Below are 16,621 nucleotides of genomic sequence, written 5' to 3' on the forward strand. Positions count from 1 at the left end.
CTATATCGGCTATTATCGCATGGAGAGGAATGAGAAATGGCAGTCGCGACATGGAACGGCACAGTGATAGCGAAATCGGACAAGACCGTTGTCGTCGAAGGCAACCACTACTTTCCGCCTGAATCCGTCAATACACAATATCTTAAGCAGAGTGCGACGACCAGCCGGTGTCCATGGAAGGGCCTTGCGAACTACTATTCGCTTATCGTCGATGGCAAAACCAATGAAGACGCGGCATGGTATTACGCGGATCCCTCCGATGCTGCAGCGCCCATCAAAGGTTACATCGCATTCTGGAAAGGTGTGGATGTAAGGTGATAGACTGACCGCCTTCGTCACCTGGCTTTCTGATGAGACCGTTCGTGGGTGGCCAGACTGACCGCCTGACGCCATCGACACGTAAGGCGTCGCCTACCAGCTTCCAGCTGCGGCAGGGCTCGATCGCCTATGACTATGTAAGTGAACTTGATGTTCCGGACTTGACCGAGAATTTCTGAGGCACTGATCCTGAGATCAGTAAGACAAAGGCCCGACGGCGGCTAATCACTCGGCGCGCCGCCGTCCTCGGTCTCATACGCAACTAAGACGCGTTTCGCTTCTGACCGATAGTCTGAAGGGTCGGTCCCGTAGTGCTGCCGGAAGGTTCGAGTGAAGCTGCTGCGGCTCTGATATCCCGCCTGAAGTGCGACTTGCTCGATGGACAGTGCGTTGGCAGCCAGCAGGCTCGCCGCATGCCGCATGCGAAGACGTCTCAGGACAGACATCGCCGATTCACCGAATGCAGCCGTGAATCTCGCCATGAACGCCGAGCGGCTCAACCCAACCGATTTGCACAGGGTTTGAACGCTGAAGTCCGCCGCGGGACGTGATGCCATTTCCGCGAACGCGCGCGCTATCGGCGGGTCACTCAAAAGCGAAAAGCGCTCTACCCAAGCGTTTGACGAAGTCAGACAGCGACGAAGCAGGGTTAGCAGCACGAGCTTGAACAGCGCTGACGCCATCGGTCCCCGACCGATCTCATCCGTAGCGAGTTCAACCATCGCATAGCTCATCACCTGGTCGAGCTGGTCATACGCATCAAAGGTTTCAACTACCGGCGAAGCGAGCGAAGCAAAGAGATCCAGCCCCGGACCGTAAACCGCGTGGAAGCTACCGCAGACAAGCGAAAACGATGCCTCGTCTTCTCCGATCTCGTAGCGGTGCACGGAGCCGGGAACGAAGGTGCTTTTCTTGATGCTGCAGGCGGCAGAACGGGAGCGCCCGAATGATGAACCGTCCGCGACGACCTCGATTGACTTGTTCGCCGGCGCCACGACGAGCCTGTGCGGGACGAGATCGATTGCTGCTTCGCCATCGACGATGATCATGCCGGAGCCGGTAAGACCATAGTATATGGTCGGCAGATCGCCTCCCTCGATGTGGAGGTTGGCTCCTGCGGCGAACAGGCACTCGGACAACTGGGCCGACGCTACTTCCATCGTGCCCATCAGTTTGTCGAGATCAGCTCGCGATATTCGCCAAAGCGCTTCGCATCCCACGTCCAGAAAGCCTCACGGTGCATCAGCTCGACGGTCGGAGGCTCAGGACACCACTGTCTGACGCGGACGCTCCGCGCAGCGCGTCATGTGAACGGTTTTATGCGCTCCGGCTCGACTGGATTGTTGAGCATCAATAATTGCCATCACCCGAAATGAAGGCCGGTGCACAATCGCTCAGCTGGATGGTTCGGTGTAGCCTCAAGGCCCGAATATGATAATTTCAGTCAGCACATGAATGGGCAGCAAATAGGCCGTTTATGCTACCCATAGTGGATGAATTGCCATCTGAGGCTCGCGGTTTAGTAGCGAATGAGTCCGAACAGGCCGAATAACGCGTCCGCATCCTGCCAAGCCTCTGCAACCTTCCATCCTCCAGCGCGAGCAAGCCGCTCGAAGCTCTCCGCAGTATATTTTCTGGAACTCTCCGTGTGGATGGTTTCCGACGTTCTGAAGAGGAACGTCTGCGCACAAAGAGTAACGCGCTGATCGCATAAGCTGACCAGATGCATCTCTACGGCTTTCTCGATCTCGTTCCAGCGCGACACATGCTTGAACTGCTCTAAACGGAAGTCGCCGCCAAGCTCGGTGTTGATCCGCTCGAGGAGATTAAGGTTAAACGCGGCCGTCACGCCCGCGCGGTCGTCGTAAGCACGCAGAAGCGTATCTACGTTCTTCTGGAGATCGACACCGATAATGGCCCGTCCGCCATCGCCCAAGTGACGTCCCATCTGCATAAGCAAAGCCTGCGCCTCGATCGTGTTCAAATTCCCCATCGTCGAGCCCGGGAAAAAACCTGTCCTGCGGCCATCGGAGCCATCAAACGGAACCTCAAATACATCCAGGAAATTGCGCTCGATGGGGCGCACGCAGAGCGACGGGAAGCGCGAAGCAATCCTCTTCGACGTTTCCGCAAGGAAGGCGTCGGCGATATCGATCGGCACATAGCCGCGTGGGTCGCGCAGCCCTGCCAGCACAAGCTCCGTCTTAATGCCGGCTCCAGCACCATACTCGATGAGAGTCGCGCCAGAGCCTATAAAATCGGCGATGTCCGCCTGCCGCTCCCGCAGGATCGAGGTTTCGGCTCGGGTCACGTAATACTCTTCGAGCTTGGTTATCTCTTCGAAAAGCGCAGATCCTCGCTCGTCGTATAACCAACGGCTCGGCAATGTCTTCACATCAGCCGATAATCCGGCGACCACATCTCGGGCAAATTCATTTTCAACAAGTTCGATGCTCTTATTTACATGATGCATAGTTTCCGCTTTCGGTGACGCAACAGAGGACGGCCGCGATGAAGTCACGGCCAAGTGCGTCACCATAGATTCTTGCCATGCACAGCGAGTCTACAATGCGTCTCCAATCGTCCGTGTGGACGACGCAACGCGTTGTCTACAGTCCGTCCTTGTATGATTGTGGTTGGAGAAGAGGAGTTGTTTCGCCCAAAAATTCGCGGTCGTCCGCGCGATTCCGGAGTCGCGCCGACGATATCCACTGGCTATCGAAAGCATGGCCAAATGGAATTTTCAATTCCATCCGGCACACTTGATACTCTTTCGTTCGCGATGCGCACGGCGAAAGACAAACCGCCGAAATTTGGGCGGATTGCCGAAACTTCGGCTAAAGAGGGAGCTCCTTTCGGCGCTGACAAGCCCGGCGCATGGCGGTATCGGACATGAATGGAGGGTAACATGTCCTTTTCGATATACGACGTCACCGTCCCCGTGATGCTGCATGGGCTCACGGTTATGGACGACTATTTGCTTCATGCCCAAAACCTGGAACGCTCCAATTCCCTTGATCCGGGAAGCGTACTGACATCCAGGCTCGCTCCCGACATGCTGACGTTCGGTGAACAATTCGCGGTCAACTGCAACAAGGTCCAGCTGCACATGACCAAGCTTATGAATCGAAACCAGGCGACGCCGCGTGACGTCGCGATGATCTATCCCGCTCTTCAAGGACGTCTGTTAGAAACGCGCAGCTTCCTGCAAACAATCCAGCCGGAAGATCTGTCGAGCGCTCAGACGCACGTTTATGAACTGACTCCGTCGGTTGCACGGGGCTGGTTCGGCGGAGATGATTACATTCGACACGTCGTACTAGCGGATTTCTTTTTCCATATCGCGATGGCGCACGCGATTCTGCGCCATCTTGGAGCTCCGGCAGGAAAGAAGGACTATCTGGGGGATCTCACGCCAGTGGGGTGAAGGATTGGTCGTTTTCGTTACCTGAAGCGGGGAGGCCAGCGGACGTTCGCCCACAACTCGTCCTTGTCCGCAAACGGGCCGAACAACAGCTGCAACTGCCGGATCTGGCAACTGTCGAGGCTGTGGCACCTGCCGAATTCCTCAACGCTAATCCTCTCCGTGGATCGAGGGCCGGGATCGGCCGGTTGCTTGACAGGGTGCACGCGAAAGCCTTTAGCGTCTTCCGAACTCATCCCGATCTTCCTGGATGTCATAGTCTGCATTGCAATGGATCCCGATGGTGGGACGTAATCTCTCGGGCCTTATCCGGCCATCAGCCGTCGAGCATTTTGGCATATTCGGGGTGACGGCTGGCGAAGCGTGCCATGAAAGGACATTTTGCGATCACGCGACGGCCGGCGGCGTGCAGATGTTCGAACACACCTTCGGCGAGCTTCGTGCCTATTCCTTGCCCCGAAAACTCCTGTGGGACCTCCGTATGAAGTAGGACAAATCTGTCGCTTTCGATCTTGTAATAAGCGACGGCGACGGTACCGCCGATGGCAAGCTCGAAGCGCTTGGCTGCAGGATTATCTATTACATGCGCGTCCATATCAGTCCTTCCGCCATGCTGCGGCAAAGCCCGTCAAGGAGGCGGGTCGGGATATAATCAAAATTGAGTGCTCAGCCTCGCCGCAACATCAGCCTTTTGCGAGCAGTATTTTTACTGGACCAGTTCTGCAAAATTGCGGTTAGTCCTGCTGATACGCAAACTGGGCTTATCGCGCAAAGGCTGTGCTCAGTACGAGTCTCTCAGACATGATACGTTGACCGTCACCGCGACTTCACTGCATCCCACCTCAGACTTGAGTGAGAACGCGCGTCCGCGGCCCTATTTTTTTGTGGTGCGATCCAGTTCCAAGAAGCCGGTGATACGCATGGCTCTGAGGATATCAGACAGAGGATCACGCATTTTGGACGCCTGGATACAGGAGTCCGCGATATCGATGTTTAACGGCCAAAAGGCTGGCCATATATTCCGGTCCTCGCCAACAATTCGAAGGCCGATGCATGCAATATGTCCTGCCAGGAAAGACCGGCCCGTATGTCTCCTGTCTCTGCCTTAGCAGCATGACTTTCGACGGGACGGACGGGATCCGTCGTCTCGACGCCACGCGAGCCTGGCTTTCTGCCGGACGTCCCACGAAAGAGCCCTGCGTCTCCTCTCGCGGCGCATCGAAACGATGATCAGCGGCGTCCGGCGGCCGACGAAGGAGAGTAGACCATGAAGATAGTCGTGATCGGCGGCACTGGTTTGATTGGCTCGAGGACCGTTGCCATTCTGCGCCGGGGCGGCCAGGAGGTCATCGCGGCGTCGCCCAAAGGTGGCGTCAACACCGTCACCGGAGAAGGGCTCAAAGAAGCCATGGCCGGCGCACTAGTGGTGATCGACCTCTCCAATGCGCCGTCATCTGACCCCCAGGCGGTATTGGAATTCTTCGAGACCTCCGGCCGCAACCTTGTCGCGGCAGAGGCCGCGGCGGGCATTCGGCACCATATCACGCTATCCATCGTCGGGACCGACAGGGTACCCGACCAAGGCTATTACCGCGCCAAAGTCGCCCAAGAGAAACTGATCGAGGCTTCCGGTATCCCCTATACGATCATTCGCTCGACCCAGTTCCTGGAATTCCTCGGCCGCATCGCCGATGCGAGTTCGGATGGAAGCGTCGTCAGGCTTGCGCCGGGCCTGCTTCAGCCTATCGCGGCTGACGACGTTGCCGCCGTCGTCGCCGAAGTGGCCTTCGATAATCCGCGAAATGGCGTCATCGAGATCGCAGGCCCGGAACGAGCGGAGTTCAACGAAATCATTGCCCGCTATTTGAAGGGTATCGGCGACCCACGGAAGGTCGTGAAAGATCCCGAAGCCCGATATCGCGGCGGGCGGATCGAGGAGAAGTCGCTCGTACCCTTGGGCGAGGCGCGTCTCGGCCGCATCAGTCTCGAGGAGTGGTTACGGCGCTCGCAGAAAGGAGCCTGATCAGACCGTCGCGGGCCGCATCGACACTGCGCGATGCAGCCGCCGGTGATCAACAAGCCCAGGCGATGACCGCTTACGTTTTGTCCAGAGCCTCCCGCAAGGACAGCTTCAATATTGAAGAAGGAAAAAGCCAGTGAAGTTCCGAACCATCATCGCCGCCACCTGCGCCGTCCTCGCCCTCTCGATGGCCGGCCCCATATCCGCCCATGATAGCAAAGCGGAAACCGTCACGAAGAACTTCGAGGCGGCCATTCCCAATATCTCTGGCAAGTCGTTGATCGCCGTAGAAGTCGATTATGCGCCGGGCGCGGCGTCCCCCTCCCACACCCACGCGAAGTCGGCCTTCATCTACGCCTATGTGATCTCGGGTGCGATCGAGTCGAAGGTGAATGACGGCGAGACGCGCATCTATCGGGCAGGCGAGAGCTGGTCCGAAGCGCCGGGTGCGACCCATTCGATCAGCCGCAACGCGAGCAAGACCGAGCCGGCAAAGCTGCTCGCCGTGTTCGTCATCGACACCGATGACAAAGCGCTGACTACGCCCATCAAATAGCCTTCACGGCAAGAGGCCAATGACCAGACGTCTGGATTATAACCAAATCGCGCCGAACGGAGCCAAGGCCCTTGGAGGTGTGTATGGCTATATCACGCAGAGCGACCTGCCGGCCGAGCTGGTCGACCTTGTCTATCTCCGCGTTTCGCAGATCAACAACTGCGGCTATTGGCTCGACATCCACACACGCGATCTCACGAAGAGGGGCGTGCCGATCGAGAAGCTCGCCCTGGTTCAGGCCTGGGAGGAAGGCGGCGACCTTTTCAACGAGACCGAGCGCGCCGCCTTGGCCTGGGCCGAGACGGTGACGCGCGTGGCACAGACCGGTGTGCCGGACGACGCCTACCAGGCGGCGCGCGCGGTTTTCGACGAGAAGGAGTTGGTCGACCTCACAATCGCGATCAGCCTGATGAATGCCTACGACCGCATGGCGATCAGCTTCCGCAACACGCCCTACGCGGCCATCGAAAAATAAGCAAAGCGCACCCCGCCGCGGTGCTCATATCTCGAAGGAAGGACATCCTCTCATGAAAATCTTTGTTGCCGGCGCCACCGGTGCGGTGGGCCTTCCGCTCGTACGCGCGCTGCGCACCCTGGGCCACGAGGTCACGGGCATGACACGCGGCGGCCCGGGCGTCGATCGACTGCGTGAGGTCGGCGCGTCTGCTTCCACCGCTGATGCTTTCGACCGAGGGGCAGTATGCGATGCGATCGCGGCCGCCGCGCCAGATGTGGTGATTGACCAGCTTACATGGCTGCCCGCGAACCCCGCTGACATCATCAAGTCCATGCCAAACGACACGCGGCTCCACGAGGAGGGCGGCGGCAATCTGTTCGCCGCAGCGCAGGAGTTTGGCGTCGCACGCTATATCCTGCAATCGCGTGGCTTCTATCTTGGCGCTCCGTCGGGGCAACTCGCCGACGAGACGGCCCGGCTTCGCTACGATGCGCCCGGCCCGATCGGGGAGAGTACGCGCGTGATGGGCGCCTATGAAGATCGGGTCTTGGGCTCGAGGGCGTTACAGGGTGTCGTGCTGCGCTATGGATTCTTTTACGGACCGGGCACCTGGTATCGTCCCGACGGTGCGATCGCGGAGCAGTTTCGCAAGGGTGAGGCAAGAATTATCAGCGATGGCGCGGCGGTCTGGTCTTTCGTCCATATTGACGACGCGGTCGCGGCAACCGTCGCGGCGATCACCGCCGAACCCGGAACATACAATGTTGTGGACGATGATCCGCTGCCTGTGTCCGAATGGATGCCGGCGTTCGCCCGCTGGGTCGACGCGCCGGTACCGCCTCGAATGAGTGAGGCGGACGCGTTGGCTGTCGCCAGTGAGGAGGCGGTCTTCTACCATATGAGCCTGACCGGGGCATCCAACGCGCGCGCCAAGGCGAAGCTTGGTTTCACGCCGCGTCGGCTGCTCTGGGCGAACCATCAAATTCCGCGTCTTGCATCGGAAGCCGGCGTGTGACGAAGCCGACGGTCTCGCCGATGCAGGAGCCGACTTCCTTGCGTGCGTGGAAGCGCCGCGCTCGCACCGCGGCGTGCCAAGCGCCTCTCAGCCATTCCGATAACGGTCAGTTATCGACTCCATGGCGAGAGGTGATTTTCTTTCTTACCGTCGTCAATCCAATCTTCGAGCCATCGTCCGGGTCAAAGTCGGCGGTCCGTTGAACGATCGCAGGCAGGAGGCCGAGATCAACATTTGATGAGTTCTGGCGAGCGACGCATGGAGCCGCTCAAATTCGTTCAAGCGAGGATATCTATGATTGAAATCACTGCCGACATGACGGCGATCATCCAGCAAGCGATTCTGTCGTTCGTCGCGACAGTCAACGAGGACGGGACGCCCAATCTTTCGCCGAAAGCGTCCTTGACGGTCAGAAACGGCGTTCTCTACTTCGCGGATATCGCATCGCCCAAGACGATACGGAACTTGAGGCGCAATCCCGCCGTCGAAATTAACGTAGTCGACATCTTCCAGAGGCGCGGTTATCGATTCAAGGGTCGTGCGTTGATACTGCCGGCAGGCGATGGCGAGTATTCGATGATCGCCGACTGGGTTCGGGCGACGAACGGCCAAGAGTATCCCGTCGATCACGTTGTCAAAATCGACACCACTTCGATCACCCCGTTGCTGTCGCCGGCCCATGTCTTTGCCCAACCTCCTCGAAGTCAGGACGAGATCAGGAGCACCTACCTTCAAAAGTACGCTGTGAAACCGATCGGGGAATAGCTGCAGGGCGGCGTGCGAGGGATCCGAGAGGGCGATGTTGCCGTCGCTGGCATCGATTCCATAGCCACAGGTCATTGGACCGGCGAGTTTCGCCGTCCTACTTTTTGCTCGCCCGCAAAGGATGTCGGAAGATGAAGAAATACAACAAAACTCCGAGGCCGTGTCGCTGCTGACGTGAGAGCAAGTAGTCTTCAAGGCCTCGCCGGACGCAAAGGGCGTTCAATCCGAAACGAACATTCCATTCAGCAGAACGACGAAAAGACCGAAGTCATGGCGCTTGCCGTGGCTTCTCGATCAAAAACGTCGGAGGTAATCGATGCAGTTCCGCCATTCAACTTTGAAATATTTTCTGCCGGTTTGCGTAGTTCTGTCCGCCGGAGCTGCCCGGGCTCAGGAAACGCCTCCCCCACCACAGGTGTCCGTGGCCAAGCCGGTCGTGCGAGACGTCGTCGACAACGACGACTTCATCGGCCGCTTCCAGGCCTCCGAGCAGGTCTCGATCCGCTCCAGGGTCGGCGGCTACCTTCAGAGCATCAACTTCAAGGACGGCCAGTTGGTCAAGCAGGGCGACGAGCTTTTCGAGATCGACCAGCGCCCCTTCATCACCGCATTCAACGAGGCCACCGCCCAGCTTGCGGTCGCCAGCTCCACCCTGACCTACGCGCAGTCGGAATTCAACCGCGTGAACACGCTGGTAAAGTCCGGTAGCCAGACGGTGTCGACGCTCGATGACCGACGCAGGGAGCTGCAGTCCGCGCAGGCGAACCTCCAGGGATCCGAGGCAAGCGTTGAACGGGCGAGGCTCGATCTCACCTACAGTAAGATCACGGCCCCGCTGGCCGGACGTATCAACCGCCATCTGATTTCGGTCGGCAACCTCGTGCAGGCCGACCAGACCGAGCTGACGACGATCGTCGCGCTCGATCCCATCGACTTCTATTTCGATGTCGATGAGCGCCGTCTTCTCAACTACGCCGAGACGGCGCGGAAGAACGGGAAGGTCCTGCAGGAGGGGGGTGGTGGCCTAAAGGTAAGCGTGCGTCTTGGTGACCGCGACCAGACAAAGTTCTCGGGCACGCTCAACTTCGCGGAAAATACCGTCGATCAGGCCACCGGCACGCTGCGCGTACGCGCCCGTTTTGCCAATCCCGACTTCGTCCTTCAACCCGGTCTCTTCGGCCGCGTCGAGATCGAAGGTTCGAATTCCTACACTGCGATCCTCATTCCCGATGAAGCGATTGCCGCCGACCAGAACGAGCGCGTGGTCTACGTGCTCAATCCCGACAATACGGTCACGACGAAATCCGTTCGTCCGGGTCCCAAGCTCTATGGCTACAGGGTCATTCGCTCAGGCCTCACGGGCGATGAGCAAATCGTCGTGAAGGGCGTCGTCCGTGTCCGCCCCGGCGCCAAGGTTACTCCGGTTACGGTGCAACTGCCCAGGGAGAACCCCAACGATGTGCCCGCGACGGCGCAGCAAGCAGTGTCAGCGGCGGGAGCAGCCCAATGAGGTTCGCACATTTCTTTGTCGACCGGCCGATCTTCGCGTCGGTTATCTCAGTCGTGCTCATCATCATCGGCAGCGTTGCCTACTTCCAGCTCCCGGTCGCGCAGTATCCGGAAATCGCGCCGCCGACCATCGTCGTGCGGACGTCCTATCCGGGCGCGGATCCGCAAACGATCGCGGACGCGGTATCGACACCGATCGAACAGCAGGTGAACGGCGTCGAGGACATGCTCTACATGTCATCCTACTCCAGTGGCGATGGCTCCATGGCACTGACAATCACCTTCAAGCTGGGAACCGACCTCGATAAAGCACAGGTGCTCGTCCAGAACCGTATCGCCATTGCCCTGCCCCGCCTTCCGCAAGAGGTGCAACGTCTCGGCGTCACGACCGACAAGACCTCGCCGAATCTGTTGATGGTCGTCCACCTCCTGTCTCCGACCGGCCGCTACGACCAGCTCTACACGTCCAATTATGCACGCAGCCGCATTCGTGACGTTCTCGTACGCCTCCAGGGCGTCGGTGACGTCCAGATATTCGGCGAGCGTCAATATTCCATGCGTGTCTGGCTCGACCCGGAGAAACTGTCGGCCTACGGTATGACATCCGCCGATGTCGTCAACGCGCTCAGGGACCAGAACGTCCAGGTCACGGGTGGCTCCATTGGAGCGCCTCCGGCGGGAACCGACAACGCCTTTCAGTATACGGTCAGGACGGATGGCCGATTTTCCGACGCCCGTCAGTTCCGATACGTGATCGTCAAGGCTGCTGCGGACGGCCGCCTGGTGAAGCTGGAGGACGTCGCGCGCGTCGAGCTCGGTGCGCAGGACTATGTCACGAACAGCTATCTGAACAACAAAACGGCCGTCGCGCTCGTTATCAACGCCCGACCGGGCACGAACGCGCTGGAGACGACCGGGCAGATCAAGTCGATGATGGCAGGTTTGTCAAAGAACTTCCCGCCCGGCCTTGAATACAGCATCGTGTACGACCCAACCGAGTTTGTCGCCGAGTCCATCTCCGAGGTCTATCGAACGATCGGCGAAGCGGCGGTGCTGGTCGCCCTCGTGGTCCTCGTGTTCCTGCAGTCATGGCGCACGGCGATCATCCCGATCGTCGCCATCCCGGTCTCGCTGATCGGTACTTTTGCGTTCCTCGCCGCCTTCGGCATGTCGCTGAACATGCTGACGCTCTTCGGTCTGGTCCTGGCGATCGGCATCGTGGTCGATGATGCGATCGTCGTCGTTGAAAATGTCGAACGCAACCTCGCCAAGGGCATGAGTCCGCGCAGGGCCGCGCACGTCACGATGAACGAAGTCGGCACCGCCGTCGTGGCGATCTCCCTGGTACTGATCGCGGTCTTCGTACCGACAGCCTTCATTCCGGGCATCTCGGGGCAGTTCTACAGGCAGTTCGCCGTCACCATCTCGATCGCGACCGCCATCTCGGCATTGAACTCGCTTACCCTATCCCCGGCGCTCGCGGCCGTCGTCCTGAAGAAGCACGATCACGCGAAGGAAAGACGGAACATCTTGTCAAGGATCGGGCACGGTGCTGCGAGCGGCTTCAACCGTGGCTTCGACGCACTCAGCCGTGGCTACTCGTCCGTCGTGCGGTTCATCGTCCGATCCTGGATCGGGGTCGGCTGCGCCATGGTTGTCTTCGTCGGCCTTCTGGGCGCGACATGGTTCATAAGCACCAAGGTCCCAAGCGGCTTCATCCCGGTGATGGACCAGGGCTACGCCATCATCGTCATCCAGCTTCCGGACGGCTCATCGCTGGAAAGGACGGACGCCGTCGTACGCAAGGTCACCGACATCGCCAGGAAGACTTCAGGCGTCAAGGATGCGGTGGAATTCGCGGGCTTCAGCGGCGCGACGTTCACCAATGCCTCCAATGCCGGCGTCGTGTTCACATCGTTCCAGCCCTTTGCCGACCGCATGAAAACAGGTGACAACGCCAACAAGATCATCAAATCGCTCTACAAAAACCTCCAAAGCGTCGATGAAGCCTTCATCATCGCGATCCCGCCACCGCCCGTCCGGGGTATCGGCAACTCCGGCGGCTTCAAGATGCAGATCATGGACCAGGACAGTTCCAGCATGACGCGCGTGCTCGACGTCGCGCGACGGATGGCGGTCGCGGCCAACCAGACGCCAGGTCTGGCCGGAGTGTTCACGACTTTCTCGGAGTCCACTCCCGAGTTCTATCTCGACATCGACCGTGACAAGGCTCAGTACCTCAACGTGCCGATCCCGAATATCTTCGAGACGCTGTCGACGAACCTCGGCATTTCCTACGTGAACGACTTCAATGCCTTCGGGCACGTGTACCAGGTGCGCGCACAGGCGGACAAGCGGTTCAGGATGGAGAAGGACGACATGCTGAATCTCAAGGTCAAGTCCGCCACCGGCGCGCTGGTCCCACTCGGCACGCTTGCCGATATCCGTGACACCAGCGGGCCGACCCTTATCCAGCGCTACAACATGTATGTGTCGGTACCGCTGCAGGGCAACGCCACTCCTGGCGTCTCGACCGGCGACGCCATCCAGAAGATGGACGCACTGGCCACCAAGATGCTGCCGCCGGGTACGACCTTCGAATGGACGGACCTCTCCTACCAGGAAACGCATACGGGCGGCAGCATCGTATGGATCTTCGCGCTGTCGGTTGTCTTCGTCTTCCTGGCGCTCGCGGCCCAGTACGAAAGCTGGGTGCTTCCGCTCGCGATCATCCTGATCGTACCGCTCGCCGTCCTCGGCGCGCTGATCGGCGTCTATATCAGGGGCATGGACAACAATGTCCTGACGCAAATCGGCTTCGTCGTCCTGATCGGACTGGCCGCAAAGAACGCGATCCTGATCGTCGAGTTCGCGCGCCAGGCGCAGGACGAAGGCAAAACAGCCATTGAGGCCGCGATCGAGGCAAGCCACCTGCGCCTGCGCCCGATCCTGATGACGGCATTTGCCTTTATTTTCGGCGTGCTGCCACTGGTCGTGGCTGAGGGACCAGGCGCCGAGATGCGCCAGTCGCTCGGCACTGCCGTGTTCAGCGGGATGCTCGGGGTGACCATCTTCGGTCTCCTCCTGACGCCCGTCTTCTATGTCCTGCTCCGCGCGCGCTACAAGCCGCGCAAGCATGAAGAAGAAGACGACGAGGATCTGCAGCAGGCAGCCCAGTAACCAAAGCGCATGGTTGGCCCGTCAGCTGCAAACGCTTGTCGGGCCACACCGCGATTATAATGTCTAATACCGCCTTGTTATGATCTCGCACGATATTTAATCTCGGTGGTCGAACAAGGTAGCTTCACGTGGGCGGCCGAAAAGCTGCACGTTTCACAATCCGCGCTGTCGCTACAGATTCGCCATCTCGAAGAACGCCCCGGCGTGAAACTTCTCGACAGATCCGGCAAAACAGTTGTCGCGACGGACATTGGTAAAGCCTATATCGGTCATGCCGCTCAGGCTCTGCGCGAGTTCGATGCTGGCAAGCGCGCTGTCCTTCAAGCCAAGGTCATGCCGCCATCGACATGCAGTTCGATTCCGTTAACGAAGCTCCCTGCGTCGGACGCAAGGAACAGCGCAGCGCGGGCCAGTTCCTCCGGCCGCCCCATGCGGCCGGCGGGAATGAGGGAAGCCATATAGTCTTCAAATGTCGGGCGATCGGCTTCCGAAACCCCCAGCTTGCCGAGGATTGCGGTTTCGACTGGCCCGGGGCTCAGGATGTTGACGCGGATCTTCCGTGGTTTGAATTCGATGGCCCAGTTCTTGGCGAAGGCGGCGACCGCGGCTTTCGAGCCAGCATAAACGGCGTGGTCCGGCAAGACCTTCGTTGCCGCCAACGAACTCGTGACGATAATGCTGCCGCTATCGCGAAGAAGCGGAGCGACCGCCTGCACGCCGAAGAAGACGCCGCGAGTATTCGTTGCAAAATGGCGGTCGTAGTCTTCAGGCGTGACATTGCCGGAGGCTGCGAGGTTGATAACACCGGCATTTGCCATGTAGATGTCCAAGCCGCCGAAGCGGCTTTTCACCATGTCCGCGAGTTTTTGGTGATGCTCCAGATCGGAAACGTCGCCGACGATGCCGATGGCACCGTGGCCAATCTCTCCGACCGCCTGATCGACGACGTCATGGCGTCTACCGGTCATGATGACCTGCGCCCCTTCCTCTGCGAAGAGGCGCGCGGTCGCCTTGCCGATGCCGCTGTTACCGCCGGTGATCACGGCAACCTTATCCTTGAGATGCTGCATTTGTTTATCTCTCTTTTCCATCGAGGATGAGATAAACGCTCGCGACGCATGCCATTAGACCACGATCAGGCACATGATCTGTGCCCCACGGAGATGCGAATGCCAAACCTGCTGGACGAGACGTCGGGATTGATGGCGTTCGTGAGGACCGTAGAAACCGGATCGTTCACGGCGGCCGCGCGCGATCTTCGCACGACACCGTCAGCGGTGTCGAAAAGCGTGGCGCGATTAGAGAAGAGAATCGGAACGCGGCTCTTCCTGCGCTCGACCCGAGCACTGACCCTGACGCAGGACGGACAGGCGTTCTTCGAGCGCGTCGCGCCGCTGCTGCGCGAGCTCGATGCGAGCGACGGGGCCATCCGGTCACAGGTAGCGCCGTCCGGCAGGCTGCGGATCAGCATGCCCGGTGAGCTTGCGCCGCTGCTACTCCCCCGCCTGTTCGACACGTTTGCGAAGAATTACCCGGACCTCCAGCTCGATGTCGGGCTGACCGACCGCTTCGTTAATCTGGTCCGCGAGGATTATGACGTCGCCCTGCGCGTAGGAACTCCCATGCAAGAGGATTTGATCGTCCGCCGTCTGGCGGATCTGCCCATGGCGATTGTCGCCTCCCCTGCCTTCATCAACACATGGGGCAGCCCGAAATCCGCGGACGACCTGGTCGGTTTGTCCTTTGCGCGTTACGCGATGGGCGGCGCGGCGCAACCCGTCCGACTCGCAGATGGCACGGCTTTTATCCCCAAGGGGCGGGTCGACTGCGATACGGGAATGGCCTTGATCCACGCTGCGCGTAGCGGTCTTGGCGCTGCCTATCTGCTGCGATGCCTCGTGACGGACGATCTGCAGGTCGGCACACTTGTCGATCTCACACCGGAGATTGGGCTTCCCAAGCTACCTCTCAGTGTCCTGCATGCCTTCGGGCGGACCGTTCCGGCACGCGTAAGGCTGTTCTGCGACTTCATGGCCGGCGAGGCCAAAACCCTTGCCGGCCTATAGCTTCGGCGTAGCTCGCGTGCCCGCCCGGCTGTTATCGCCTGCGTCGGCGACGGTTTTGCAAAAGTACGGTCTGCGGGCTTGAATCCCGTGCACCAGAGGTTCGCACATGATATGGGCGATCGGCTTGCGGCGTTGCCTTTTGGGCAAGGCTAGATACGAAATATTGTTCTTTATTGGAACGCTCCTTTGCGTCATCGTTCCTGTCAAGCCGGCATCCAGACCGGCATCGCCAAGCAATCGCATATTTGCTTAGAGCCTCACAAGGGAACCAAAATGTCACGTTTCATGATGAACCGTCGCCATTTCATGGCGAATGCGGCCGCGTTCGGCGGCCTCGCCGCCGCCTCCAGTTTTATCGGCGTTCGCGCCGGGCGGGCCGAGGATGTCGCCCAGGTCAGGATGCAGCTCGGCTGGCTCGCCTCCAACGGCCTGATCGGCGAGGTCGCCGCCCAGAAGAAGGGCTTCTTCAAGGAGCAGGGTATCGAGCTCGAAATCGTCCCTGGCGGCCCGAACGTCGATGGCGTCGCCGGTGTTGCCGCCGGCCAGTCGACACTCGGCCAGATCTCCTCCAGCCCCTCGGTGATGCTGGCGCGTTCCGCCGGCCTGCCGGTGAAGGCCTTCATCGCCGGCTACCGCAAGCACCCCTTCACCTATTTCTCGCTGAAGAAGGCGCCGATCCGCGAGCCGAAGGATATGATCGGCAAGACGATCGCCACCCAGCCGACGGCCTTCATCCTGCTGCGCGCGCTGCTCGCCAAGAACGGCATCCCGGAAGACCAAGTCAAGATGGTCAACATGGGTTCCGACATGAACCAGTTGATCACCGGTCAGGCCGATGCCGTCACCGGCTGGGTCACCAATACCAATGCGCTGGCGGTTCTTGGCGACGACCGTGTCGATATGATGCTCTGGGATGCCGGTCTGCAGCTCTATGCCAATGTCTACTACACGACCGACGAACAGCTCGATAAGCATACCGACGTTCTGGTCCGCTTCACTACGGCTGCTGCCAAGGGCTGGGGTTATGTTCGCGACAATCCGGAAGAGGCAGTCGAGATGCTGGTCGAAGCCTTTCCGAACCTCGACAAGGCGAGCGAACTCCAGGCCGTCCACCCCGTCATCGATTTCTCCTTCGGCGACAGCACCAAGGAATTCGGCTGGGGTGCCATGAACAAGGACAATTGGGCCGCCCAGATCAAGGCCTATGCCGATCTGCAGCAGTTCAAAGGAACCGTGCCGACTGTCGATGATGTGGCCACTATGGCGATTCTCGACGCCACTGCCGAAATCCGCAAGCAGGTCGGGTGAGCG

At 59.6% G+C, this 16,621-nt stretch carries 17 protein-coding genes and 1 pseudogene; 13 read left to right on the top strand and 5 right to left on the bottom strand.

All coding sequences use genetic code 11. The features are described from left to right. The first annotated feature begins 36 nt into the window (after window positions 1-36). Window positions 37-318, top strand: coding sequence for a DUF427 domain-containing protein (locus HGP14_RS29500; protein WP_168833403.1), 282 nt, complete (start codon window positions 37-39; stop codon window positions 316-318). 44 nt (window positions 319-362) lie between these two features. Continuing rightward, complete coding sequence (locus HGP14_RS36330) at window positions 363-497, top strand: hypothetical protein (RefSeq protein ID WP_281408137.1); 135 nt, start codon at window positions 363-365, stop codon at window positions 495-497. Window positions 498-539: 42 nt separating this feature from the next. Here the strand turns inward: HGP14_RS36330 and HGP14_RS29505 are convergent, their stop codons facing one another. Further along, on the bottom strand, window positions 540-1,487 hold the full coding sequence (locus tag HGP14_RS29505; protein ID WP_281408138.1) for a helix-turn-helix transcriptional regulator: 948 nt from the start codon (window positions 1,485-1,487) through the stop codon (window positions 540-542). A gap of 350 nt (window positions 1,488-1,837) precedes the next feature. Further along, window positions 1,838-2,791, bottom strand: a complete 954-nt coding sequence (gene egtD / locus HGP14_RS29510) for an L-histidine N(alpha)-methyltransferase (RefSeq protein ID WP_168833405.1) — start codon at window positions 2,789-2,791, stop codon at window positions 1,838-1,840. A 435-nt stretch (window positions 2,792-3,226) separates the two neighbouring features. Here egtD and HGP14_RS29515 point away from each other — a divergent pair, with 435 nt between their 5' ends. Continuing rightward, window positions 3,227-3,745, top strand: coding sequence for a DUF1993 family protein (locus HGP14_RS29515; protein ID WP_168833406.1), 519 nt, complete (start codon window positions 3,227-3,229; stop codon window positions 3,743-3,745). A gap of 313 nt (window positions 3,746-4,058) precedes the next feature. Here HGP14_RS29515 and HGP14_RS29520 read toward each other — a convergent pair whose 3' ends face one another. Then, window positions 4,059-4,337: a GNAT family N-acetyltransferase gene (locus tag HGP14_RS29520; RefSeq protein WP_168833407.1), complete on the bottom strand. Its 279-nt coding sequence runs from the start codon at window positions 4,335-4,337 to the stop codon at window positions 4,059-4,061. Window positions 4,338-5,009: 672 nt separating this feature from the next. Here HGP14_RS29520 and HGP14_RS29525 point away from each other — a divergent pair. The 8 genes and pseudogenes from HGP14_RS29525 to HGP14_RS36815 form a co-directional block, all read left to right on the top strand. Next, window positions 5,010-5,765 (top strand): SDR family oxidoreductase, encoded by a 756-nt coding sequence (locus tag HGP14_RS29525; protein ID WP_168833408.1) that lies wholly within the window; start codon window positions 5,010-5,012, stop codon window positions 5,763-5,765. A gap of 133 nt (window positions 5,766-5,898) precedes the next feature. Then, complete coding sequence (locus tag HGP14_RS29530; protein ID WP_312862218.1) at window positions 5,899-6,318, top strand: cupin domain-containing protein; 420 nt, start codon at window positions 5,899-5,901, stop codon at window positions 6,316-6,318. 19 nt (window positions 6,319-6,337) lie between these two features. Next, entirely contained in the window at window positions 6,338-6,793 is a 456-nt protein-coding gene (locus HGP14_RS29535; RefSeq protein WP_168833409.1) for a carboxymuconolactone decarboxylase family protein, read from the top strand. Between the two features lie 52 nt (window positions 6,794-6,845). After that, the gene (locus HGP14_RS29540; protein WP_168833410.1) at window positions 6,846-7,790 is read left to right on the top strand and encodes an NAD(P)-dependent oxidoreductase; all 945 of its coding nucleotides are present in this window, start codon (window positions 6,846-6,848) and stop codon (window positions 7,788-7,790) included. A 294-nt stretch (window positions 7,791-8,084) separates the two neighbouring features. Further along, window positions 8,085-8,555, top strand: a complete 471-nt coding sequence (locus HGP14_RS29545; protein WP_168833411.1) for a pyridoxamine 5'-phosphate oxidase family protein — start codon at window positions 8,085-8,087, stop codon at window positions 8,553-8,555. A gap of 316 nt (window positions 8,556-8,871) precedes the next feature. Beyond that, complete coding sequence (locus tag HGP14_RS29550; protein ID WP_168833412.1) at window positions 8,872-10,065, top strand: efflux RND transporter periplasmic adaptor subunit; 1,194 nt, start codon at window positions 8,872-8,874, stop codon at window positions 10,063-10,065. Beyond that, the gene (locus HGP14_RS29555; protein ID WP_168833413.1) at window positions 10,062-13,244 is read left to right on the top strand and encodes an efflux RND transporter permease subunit; all 3,183 of its coding nucleotides are present in this window, start codon (window positions 10,062-10,064) and stop codon (window positions 13,242-13,244) included. Before HGP14_RS29550 ends, HGP14_RS29555 begins: the two co-directional genes overlap by 4 nt. Window positions 13,245-13,349: 105 nt before the next feature. Next, window positions 13,350-13,439 (top strand): annotated as a pseudogene (locus HGP14_RS36815) (LysR family transcriptional regulator); the annotation flags it as partial. Here the strand turns inward: HGP14_RS36815 and HGP14_RS35850 are convergent. Beyond that, window positions 13,416-13,568 carry a hypothetical protein gene (locus HGP14_RS35850; RefSeq protein WP_246704661.1) on the bottom strand — a complete coding sequence of 51 codons (153 nt, stop codon included), beginning with the start codon at window positions 13,566-13,568 and terminating at the stop codon, window positions 13,416-13,418. The pseudogene HGP14_RS36815 and the gene HGP14_RS35850 overlap by 24 nt on opposite strands. Then, window positions 13,565-14,314, bottom strand: a complete 750-nt coding sequence (locus HGP14_RS29565; protein ID WP_168833414.1) for an SDR family NAD(P)-dependent oxidoreductase — start codon at window positions 14,312-14,314, stop codon at window positions 13,565-13,567. The genes HGP14_RS35850 and HGP14_RS29565 overlap by 4 nt, the downstream gene beginning before the upstream one ends. Before the next feature lie 99 nt (window positions 14,315-14,413). Here HGP14_RS29565 and HGP14_RS29570 point away from each other — a divergent pair, with 99 nt between their 5' ends. Both HGP14_RS29570 and HGP14_RS29575 read left to right on the top strand, forming a co-directional pair. Continuing rightward, complete coding sequence (locus HGP14_RS29570; RefSeq protein ID WP_168833415.1) at window positions 14,414-15,310, top strand: LysR family transcriptional regulator; 897 nt, start codon at window positions 14,414-14,416, stop codon at window positions 15,308-15,310. Window positions 15,311-15,583: 273 nt separating this feature from the next. After that, window positions 15,584-16,618: an ABC transporter substrate-binding protein gene (locus HGP14_RS29575; protein ID WP_168833416.1), complete on the top strand. Its 1,035-nt coding sequence runs from the start codon at window positions 15,584-15,586 to the stop codon at window positions 16,616-16,618. The last annotated feature ends 3 nt before the right edge of the window (window positions 16,619-16,621 follow it).

This window comes from Rhizobium sp. P32RR-XVIII (assembly GCF_012641395.1).
In the GTDB taxonomy this organism is placed as follows: Bacteria; Pseudomonadota; Alphaproteobacteria; order Rhizobiales; family Rhizobiaceae; genus Rhizobium.